Here is a 9,312-nt window from a genome sequence, read left to right as displayed (position 1 = left end):
GGTACGGCCTCGGGCGCGGCCGACGGGGCCGCCTGCGCGGGCGCCGGTACCCCCGGTCCGCGCCCCAGGCGGCGCCGGGAGGCGGGGCGGGCGGGGTCGTCGGTCGGCGGCATCAGGATCCAGGGTGGTGCGGGGGCGGGCCACGGGCGCAGGCTTCAGGCCCGTACGAACCCGCAGGCTACCGCTCAGCGGCCCCGCAGGCGCCGGACGAGGATCGAGGCGTCGCCGCGCGATTCGAGGTCGGCGAGGACGACGGCCACCGCCTCGCGGACGATCCGGCCGCGGTCCACCGCCAGCCCGTGCTCGCCGCGCAGCACCAGGCGCGCGTGCTCCAGGTCCATCAGCTCCTCGGCGGAGACGTAGACCGTGATCTTCTCGTCGTGGCGCTCGCGCCCGCTGGGGCGCCGGTTCGCGCCCCGCCCCTTGCGCCGCGGTGCTGCGGCGCCGGCACGGGGCGCAGGCGACGGCACACGACGAGCTGGTCCGGACGCGTATCGCCCTCACCGGCGGCGCGACGGGCGGACCGCACGGGCCGGCCGGGTCCGACGGGCCGGCCGTGCTGCGCCGCGAAGCCGCCCTGCTGGAGCTGGTGGATGCCGCGCTGGTGCTGTCGACCGCGGTCGGGCTGAGCGTACGGGGGCGCGCGGGCGCACCTCCTGCGCCCTCGGGCCGGTTCTGGTACGCGCGGATGCGGGCGCCACACCTGTGGTGGCGGCGGCTGGTCGGGCATGCGGGCAGGCGGTCGGTCTTCTTCCAGAACGCGGTACGCATCAGCCTGGCGCTGGCGGCCGCCCGCGTGGTCGCGGGCCTGGACACCCTGCCGCACGGCTTCTGGGCGATGCTCGCGACGCTGACCCTGACGCGTACGACCGTGGGCGCGACGCGGGCGGACGTCCGCCAGGCCCTGGTCGGGACCCTGATCGGTGCCGTGGTGACCGCCGCCCTGCTCGCCGGCGTGGGAACGCACATCGCGGTGTACGCGGCCGCGCTGCCGGCCCTGATGCTGGTGGCGTTCACGGTCGGGCCGGTGAAGGGAGTCGGCTGGGCGCAGGCGCTGTTCACGCTGCTGATCGCGCTCGTGTTCGCACAGCTGGCGCCGGTCACCTGGCAGCTGGCGGAGTTCCGGCTGCTCGACGTGCTCATCGGGAGTGCGATCGGTGCCGTCTTCGCGCTGCTGGCCTGGCCGCAGGGGGCGCAGGAGGAGGTGGGGCGGTCGGCCGCCGAGCTGCTGCGGTGCGCGGCCGCGGTGGTCGTGATCGCGACGGCGGAGGTCGTGGCCGGGGCGGTCCGGCAGGTGCGGGAGCCGCCTGGGCTGGGGCCGCTGCGGCACATGGTGGTGCTGGCGGAGTCGGCGTTCGCGCAGTACCAGAGCGAACCGAGGCACTGGCGCGGGGCGGCGCCGGACGGGCGGACGGGCGGGCCGCGGGCGCCCGACTGGCAGGCGTCGCTGCTGGTCGGCCACCACGCGCTGTGGGGTGCGGACCGGCTGTTGGCGTCGGCGGACGCGTCGGCCAGCGCGCCTGTGGGCGGTGCGGTCGGGAGTCCGGCGGGCGGTCCGGTGGCTCCGGTCCGCGAACCGCCGCTGGGGCCGGAGGCCGCCGAATCGCTGACCCGGCTCGCGGACCGGGTGTCGGGGCGGATGCTGCTGCTGTCGGCCGTGCTGGACCCGGTCGGGGACGCGGACCAGGCGCTGCTGCCGTCCGGACGGCCGGACACGGTGGCGAAGGCCCCGGCCGACGCGCCCCGGCGGTACTACGCGCTCGTGGCCTGGCTGGAGGACCTGCTGGCGGACCTGGACCGGATCACGGGCACCGGCACGGGCACGGGCACCGCCACCGATGCCGACGCCGGCGCGGATGCGAAGCCGCGGGGTGCGGGCATCGGGACCGACCGCACCGGAGAGCGGTGACCGCAGCCCGCTCGCCGGGCCGGCCGTGACCACCCGAGCCTCGCCCGTCCCCCGACCCGCGACCGGCGACCGGCGACCGGCGAATTGACCTTGCCCTGTTGACCCTCCCCTAACGTCAGGCTCGAGGCTGTCGACGAACGAAAGGGCAGGTCCATGAGCTACTCCGTAGGTCAGGTCTCGGCATTCGCCGGGGTGACCGTGCGTACGCTGCACCACTACGACAGGACGGGGCTCCTCTCCCCCAGCGGCCGCAGCCACGCCGGCTACCGCCGCTACGGTGATGCCGACCTGGCCCGGCTCCAGCAGATCCTCTTCTACCGCGAACTCGGCTTTCCCCTCGACGAGATCGCCACGATCCTGGCGGACCCGCAGGCGAACGCCCTGGAGCACCTGCGGGCCCGGCAGCGGCAGTTGGGCGAGGAGATCGCCCGGTTGCAGCGGCTGACCGAGGTGGCGGAGCGGGCCATCGAGGTCCAGCTGACCGGGGTGCCGCTGACTCCGGAGGAACGTTTCGACGTCTTCGGCGAGGTCGCCTTCGACCTGAGCTACGCCACCGAGGCCCAGGAGAAGTGGCAGCACTCGGACGCGCACCGGGAGGCGATGGCGCGGGCCTCCGCCCACACCAAGGAGGACTGGAAGCGGCTCATGGGCGAGGCCGCCGCCTGGCGAGGAGACCTGCTGGACGCCTTCGACGACGGTGAACCCGCCGACGGCGAGCGGGCCATGGACCTCGCCGAGGAGCACCGCCTGCACATCACCCGCTGGTTCACTCCCTGTCCGCCCGGGACGCACCGCCGCATCGCCGACGACTACGCCGCCGACCCGCGCGCCTTCGCGCTCGTGGTGCCGCCGTCGCAGCAGCGCCCGGGCCTGGCCGCCTACCTGTGCAAGGCGGTGTACGCCAACGCGTCCCGCCGCACCGGTTCCCGTACCGAATCCGAGGAAGACCGATGAGAATCATGATCGCCACGGCCGGATCGCGCGGTGACGTCGCGCCCTACACCGGCCTGGGCGCCGTACTGCGCAGCGCCGGGTACGACGTCGCGCTGGCCACCACGGACGCCTTCGCGCCCCTCGCCCGCGGTGCCGGGCTGGAGTTCCGCCGGCTGCCCGCCGACACCCGGGGCCGCACCGCGGCGGGGGGCAGACGTGAACTGATGCGCGCCGCGGCCGCGTTCGTCACCGAACTCGGCGAGGGGTTCGCCGACGCGGTGGCCGACGGCACGGACCTGCTCCTGCTGTCGGCCACCACGGCGCCGCTCGGCTGGCACGTCGCCGAGGCCACGGGCGTACCGAGCCTCGGCGTGTACCTCCAGCCCACCGCGCCGACCGGCGACTTCCCCCCGGTCGTCACCGGCTCCCGCTCGCTGGGCCGGCTCGGCAACCGCGCGGCCGGGCGGCTGGCCCTGCGGATGACCGACCGGATCTACGCGCAGGCGGTCCGCCGGCTGCGCCACCGCTTGGACCTGGCCCCGCTGTCCGCCCCACTGATGCGCCGGCGCCAGGAGCGGGCGGACTGGCCGGTCCTGTACGGCTTCAGTACGGCACTGGTGCCGCGCCCTTCCGACTGGTCCGCCGGCCTGGAGGTGGTCGGCGCCTGGGAGCCCCACCACGACGAGGCCGCACGCCTGCCCGCGGAGCTGGAGGACTTCCTGCGGGCAGGGCCCCGCCCGGTCCTCATCGGCTTCGGCAGCATGGCGGCCGGGGAGGGCGAACGCCTGAGCGGGATCGCCGTACGGGCTCTGCGCCGGGCGGGGCTGCGCGGCATCCTCCAGTCCGGCAGCGCCGGGCTCGCGGCCGACGGGGACGACGTCCTCACCGTGGGCGACGTACCGCACGCCCTGCTGTTCCCCCGGCTGGCCGCGGTGGTGCACCACGCGGGGGCGGGCACGTCGGCGGCCGCGCTGCGCGCGGGGGTGCCGTCGGTGACCGTGCCGGTGGCCGCGGACCAGCCCTTCTGGGCCGGGCGGCTCGCCGCGATCGGCGCCGCCACCGCCGCGATCCCGTTCGGGGCCCTGACCGCGGAGCGGCTCGCGGACGCGCTCGGCGAGGTGGTGCGGCAGCGGACGTACGCGGCGGCCGCCGCCACTGCCGCTCGGCACATGGCGACCGAGGACGCGGCGGGCCGGGTCCTCAAGGCCGTCCGGGACCTGACCGGGTGAGACGGAGACTCCGTTCGGGCCGAGTCCGAGGTGGGCGTCGTAGGGCGTCGGGACGGCGTGGTGCGCCGGGACGGCGTGGGGCTCAGAGTGCGTCGATGTCGAAGAAGTCCGGGAGCTCTTCCTCCGGTCCGCCCATCATGCCCGGGAGGGCCTGGTCCACCCAGATGACCTTGCCCGCGCCCGTGTAGCGGGCGCCCCACCGCCGGCTCAGCTGGGCCACGAGGAACAGTCCGCGGCCGCCCTCGTCCGTGGTGGCGGCGTAGCGCAGGTGCGGCGAGGTGCTGCTGCCGTCGGACACCTCGCAGGTGAGGCTGAGGTCCCTGATCACGCGGACGCGGACCGGCGGGGAGCCGTGCCGGATGGCGTTGGTGATGAGCTCGCTCATCACGAGTTCGGTGGTGAAGGACAGGGCCTCCAGCCCCCACTCGGTCAGCTTCTCGCCCACCTCGGCCCGTACGGTGCCCACCGCACTCGGCTCGAAGGGGACCTCCCACTCGGCCACCTGGTCCTCCCCCAGGGCCCGCGTGCGCGCGACGAGCAGTGCCACGTCGTCGCGCGGGCGGGCCGGCAGCAGGGCCTCCAGGATGGCCCGGCAGCTCTCCTCGGGCGAGCGGTCCGGATGGCCGACGGCGTCGCGCAGCAGGGCGATGCCCTCGTCGATGTCGCGGGTGCGGTCCTCGACGACGCCGTCGGTGTACAGCACGAGCTGGCTGCCGGCCGGGAGGTCCACCTCCGCGGTCTCGAACGGCATCCCCAGGCCCAGGGGCGGCCCGGAGGGCAGGTCCATGGTGTCCACGGTGCCGTCGGGGCGGACGATCAGCGGCGGCAGGTGGCCGGCGCGGGCCGCGGTGCACCGCTGGACGACCGGGTCGTAGACGGCGTAGAGGCAGGTGGCGCCGAGCATGCCGCCGCCGGAGTCGGTCTGCGCCGACTGCTCGGCCGCCCCGTCCTCGCTCTCGCCCTCCCCCGAGTGGTCGATGCGCTGGACGAGGTCGTCCAGGCGGGCGAGGAGTTCGTCTGGCGGCAGGTCGAGGGCCGAGAAGTTGTGGACGGCGGTGCGCAGGCGGCCCATGGTGGCGGCGGCGTGCAGTCCGTGGCCGACCACGTCGCCGACGACGAGGGCGACCCGGCTGCCCGGCAGCGGGATGACGTCGAACCAGTCCCCGCCCACCCCCGACTGGGCGGGCAGGTAGAAGTGCGCCACCTCCACGGCGCTCTGCTCGGGCAGGGCGCGGGGCAGCAGGCTGCGCTGGAGGGTGACGGCCAGGGCGTGCTCGCGGGTGAACCGGCGGGCGTTGTCGATGCTGACGGCGGCGCGGGCCGCGAGCTCCTCGGCGACGGACAGGTCCTCCTCGTCGAACGGCTCGGGCTTGCGCGACCGCCAGAAGTTGACCACACCGAGGGTGACCCCGCGGGCCCGCAGCGGCGCGGTGATCAGGGAGTGGATGCCGAAGTCGATGATGGCCCGGGCGCGCTCCGGATCCTGGGCCTGCCAGCCGGGGGCGTCGGCGAGGTCGGGAACGACCTCGGCGCGTCCGCTGTCGAAGCCGCGTGCCTGGGGCGTGGACGGGAGGAAGTCGATCCGCTCGCCACGGGGGTAGAGCGGGTGGTCCGTACGGACGCCGCTGACGCCGGTGCGGCGCATGTCGGACGCGCTGCCGGTGGGCTCGTCGCCCCGCAGGACGGGTTCGGCGAGGTCGACGGTGACGTACTCGGCGAACCTCGGCACGGCGACGTCGGCGAGCTCCTGGGAGGTGCGGACGACGTCGAGGGAGGTGCCGATGCCCATGCCCGCGTCGTAGAGCAGCTTGAGGCGGCGGCGGGCGGCTTCGGCCCGGGTCGTGAGCAGCCGCATCTCGGTGGAGTCGCGGATCGTGACCGCCGTGCCGGGTTTGCCGTGCGGGTCGGTGGGCTGCTGGTTCACCACCAGCAGGCGGTCCCCGGTGAGGTGGACCTCGTCGGTGGCGGCCCGGCCGGAGAGGAGCAGGGCGGCCACGCGGGGGTCGAGGCCGGGCAGCTCCCGGATGTGCCGGCCCTCGGCGTCCGACGGGAGGTCCAGGAGCCGTTTCGCCTCGTCGTTGGCGAGCAGCAGCCGGCCGTCCCCGGCGGTGATCAGGACGCCCTCCCGGACCGCGTGCAGCACCGCGTCGTGGTGTTCGTACATCCGGGTCATCTCGGTGGGTCCGAGGCCGTGGGTCTGGCGGTTGAGCCGGCGGCTGATCAGTGCCGTGCCGGCGGTGGCCAGGGCCAGGGCGGCGGCGGCGGAGCCGAGGATGACGGGCAGCTGGCGGTCGACCACGCCGGTGACGTTCTCGACGGTCAGGCCGGCCGAGACCAGGGCCACCACCCGGCCGTCCTTGTCGGTGACGGGGACGACGGCCTGGATCTCGTTCCCGAGCGGGCCCTGGACGCTCTCGGTGTGCACCTTGCCGGCGAGGGAGGGCTCGATGGTGCCGACGAACCGTTTGCCGATGCGGTCGGGCTGGGGGTGCGTGTAGCGGATCCCGTTGGTGTCCATGACGACGATGAAGTCCACACCGGCGTCGCGGCGCATCTGCTCGGTGAGGGGTTGGAGGATCCGGCTGGGGTCGGGGGACTTGAGCGCTTCCTCCAGGCCGAGCGACTGGGCGAAGGTCTGGGCCACCGCGACGGATCGGCCCCGGGCCTCCCGGTCGACGTCACTGCGGGACTGCAGGACGAGGGCGAACACGGCCGCGGCGGCGAGCAGCATCACGATCGCCACCTGGAGGACGAGTACTTGTCCGGCGACACTGCGTGGCCGCTTGGCGGTCAGCCCCATTCACTCTTTGTAACACCCGCGGGCGCCGTGTGGAGGGCGACTGCGGCGATCGGCCGATGTGGCGGCCTCGGAGTGCCGGATCGGGCGGGCGGCGATGCCGCGGTCCGGGCCTCGGTCCGGACCTCTGTCTGGGCTGCGGTCCGGGCCTCGGGTCTGGACCTCTGTCGTGAGCATCCGCCCGCCGTCCGCCATTCGGCGCCCGCCGTCCTCCCTCGTGGCCGCCGTCCGTACGTATCCCCCGTCGGCCCGTTCCGGTCGCGCGAACGCCCGGGGCGCCTTCTCCTGAGGGCATGGACCGCGACGCATCCCCGGTCGGGGAGGAACCCGAAGGGGGCGGCGCCCGGCGCCGGCTGGTCGCCGCGGCCCTGCTGCGCTCCTTCTCCTCGGTGGTCCTGCTCACGGTGGTCTACTACCTTGTGCCGCTGGAGCACGGCGTCGGCGCCGTGACGGTCATATCGCTCATGAGCGCCCTGGCGCTCTTCGGCTGGATGGTATTCCGGCAGACCGTGGAGATCGCCCGTTCGGACCACCCGGTGCTGCGGGCCGTGGAGGCGCTGTGCACCGCGGTCCCCTTCTTCCTGCTGACCTTCGCCATCACGTACGTCCTCCTCAGCGCGAACGCGCCGCAGTCCTTCTCCGAGCCGCTCAGCCGGACGGACTCCCTGTACTTCACCGTCACGGTGTTCGCGACCGTGGGGTTCGGTGACATCGTCCCCACCACCGAAACCGGCCGTGTGCTGACCACCGTTCAGATGGTCGCTGATCTCGTCGTGGTCGGGGTGGTCGCGAAGGTCTTCTTCAGCGCCGTGAGGATCGGTATGCGCAGGCAGGGCGGGCAACCGTACCGGCTGCCGGACGACGAGCCGCCATGACGGGGAGGCGGGGAGGGGAGGCGGCGCGGGGCGGGGAGGCCGATCGGTGGGGCGGGTCGCGGAGGCTGGTCGCGGAGGCGGGCCGGCTCGCTGCACACGCGCGCCGAATCTGTCCTCCCCCGTGCGGGGGAGACGAATTCCACGCTCGGGGGAGCCGCGACCCGCCTCCGGCGGGGTTGTCTTGAGCCATGACGAAGAACCTGATGAGACGTGTGGTCACGGTGGTCGTGACCGGTGCGCTGGCCCTGGCCGGGCTGGCCGCTCCCGCGCTGGCCGCCCAGCCGCGGGACGGCGACATCCGGGCCCGGATCGAGGCCGTTCCCGGGATGCGCCTGCTCGGCGAACGGCCGGGCGCGGACGGGCAGACCGTCCTCGACCTGTCCTTCCGCCAGCCCACCGACCACCGCCGTCCCGACCGGGGCTCCTTCGAGCAGCGGCTGACGCTGGTGCACAAGTCGGTCGACCGCCCGATGGTGCTGTACTCCAGCGGGTACGACCTGGGGTCGTCACCGCAGCGCCTGGCCGAGCCGGCCGTGGTGCTGGACGCCAATCAGATCACCACCGAGCACCGGTTCTTCGGGACCTCGCGGCCGGAGGGCCAGGACTATTCCACGCTGACCGTCTGGCAGGCGGCCAGTGACCACCACCGCCTGATCACGGCGCTCAAGCGGCTCTACCGTGGCGCGTGGATATCGACCGGGGGCAGCAAGGGCGGGATGACGGCCGTCTACCACCGCCGCTTCTACCCGGACGACGTGGCCGGTACGGTCGCGTACGCGGCTCCCAACAACACGGACGACCGGGACGACAGCGCGTACGACCGCCGTCTCGAGCAGGTCGGTACCGCCGAGTGCCGAGCCGCTGTCGCGGCGGTGCAGCAGCAGGCGTTGATACGTCGCGAGGCGATGACGCAGCGGTACGGCAGGTGGGCGGAGGGACAGCAGGCCACCTTCCGGACCATCGGCAGTGTGGACCGTGCGTTCGAGCTCGCCGTGCTGCGGCTGCCGATGATGTTCTGGATGCACCAGCCCGCCGGGGGTTGTGCGTCGGTGCCTGCGGCCACGGCGACGGACGACGCCCTGTACGCGTGGGTCGCGCAGGTGACCCAGCTTCCCGTCTACGCCGACCGGACGCTGGAGGTCTACGCGCCGTACTTCTACCAGCTGGGCACCCAACTGGGGTACGCGCACCTCGCCGCCCCGCACCTGGAGGGGCTGCTGCGCCACCCGGGGGTCCAGGAGCCCCGCACGTACGTGCCGAGGGACGTCCCCATGCGCTTCGAGCCCGGCGCCATGGCGGACATCGACCGCTGGGTACGCCTGCGCGGCAGCTCGCTCATGTTCGTCAACGGCGAGAACGACGTGGCGGTCGCGGAGCCCTTCCGACTGGGCGCGGGGACCCGTGACTCCTTCGCATGGGAGGTGCCCGAGGGCAACCACCACATATCCATCGGCGGCCTGCGTCCGGCCGATGCCGAACGCGCCACGGCCGCGCTGCGCCGGTGGGCCGACCGGAGCGGAGGCGGCCCCCGCTGAGCCGGGGCGGCGCGCGCCGGGGGCGGGGCAGCGC

Annotated in this window: 6 protein-coding genes and 1 pseudogene; 5 read left to right on the top strand and 2 right to left on the bottom strand. The window is 74.4% G+C overall.

Translation table 11 applies throughout. The annotated features are described in order from the left end of the window. Positions 1-185: 185 nt before the first annotated feature. A pseudogene (locus tag GPJ59_RS28660) lies at positions 186-446 on the bottom strand (hypothetical protein); the annotation flags it as partial. Between the two features lie 110 nt (positions 447-556). On the opposite strand from GPJ59_RS28660, the gene GPJ59_RS28655 reads away from it, so the two are divergent. The 3 genes from GPJ59_RS28655 to GPJ59_RS28645 all read left to right on the top strand — a co-directional run bounded on the left by GPJ59_RS28655 (position 557) and on the right by GPJ59_RS28645 (position 4,071). Further along, positions 557-1,909: an FUSC family protein gene (locus GPJ59_RS28655; protein WP_308120535.1), complete on the top strand. Its 1,353-nt coding sequence runs from the start codon at positions 557-559 to the stop codon at positions 1,907-1,909. A 153-nt stretch (positions 1,910-2,062) separates the two neighbouring features. Next, positions 2,063-2,863, top strand: a complete 801-nt coding sequence (locus GPJ59_RS28650) for a MerR family transcriptional regulator (protein WP_219670605.1) — start codon at positions 2,063-2,065, stop codon at positions 2,861-2,863. Beyond that, a complete protein-coding gene (locus tag GPJ59_RS28645) occupies positions 2,860-4,071 on the top strand; it encodes a glycosyltransferase (RefSeq protein ID WP_219670604.1) in 1,212 nt (403 codons plus the stop codon). Before GPJ59_RS28650 ends, GPJ59_RS28645 begins: the two co-directional genes overlap by 4 nt. 82 nt (positions 4,072-4,153) lie before the next feature. On the opposite strand, the gene GPJ59_RS28640 is transcribed toward GPJ59_RS28645, so the two are convergent. After that, positions 4,154-6,871 carry a SpoIIE family protein phosphatase/ATP-binding protein gene (locus GPJ59_RS28640; RefSeq protein ID WP_219670603.1) on the bottom strand — a complete coding sequence of 906 codons (2,718 nt, stop codon included), beginning with the start codon at positions 6,869-6,871 and terminating at the stop codon, positions 4,154-4,156. A gap of 290 nt (positions 6,872-7,161) precedes the next feature. On the opposite strand from GPJ59_RS28640, the gene GPJ59_RS28635 reads away from it, so the two are divergent. Next, positions 7,162-7,743 carry a potassium channel family protein gene (locus GPJ59_RS28635; protein WP_219670602.1) on the top strand — a complete coding sequence of 194 codons (582 nt, stop codon included), beginning with the start codon at positions 7,162-7,164 and terminating at the stop codon, positions 7,741-7,743. Positions 7,744-7,931: 188 nt separating this feature from the next. Then, positions 7,932-9,278 (top strand): S28 family serine protease, encoded by a 1,347-nt coding sequence (locus GPJ59_RS28630; protein WP_219670601.1) that lies wholly within the window; start codon positions 7,932-7,934, stop codon positions 9,276-9,278. The last annotated feature ends 34 nt before the right edge of the window (positions 9,279-9,312 follow it).

Source organism: Streptomyces bambusae, assembly GCF_019400985.1.
Classification (GTDB): domain Bacteria; phylum Actinomycetota; class Actinomycetes; order Streptomycetales; family Streptomycetaceae; genus Streptomyces; species Streptomyces bambusae_A.
This window is presented reverse-complemented; position numbering and strand designations above follow the sequence as displayed.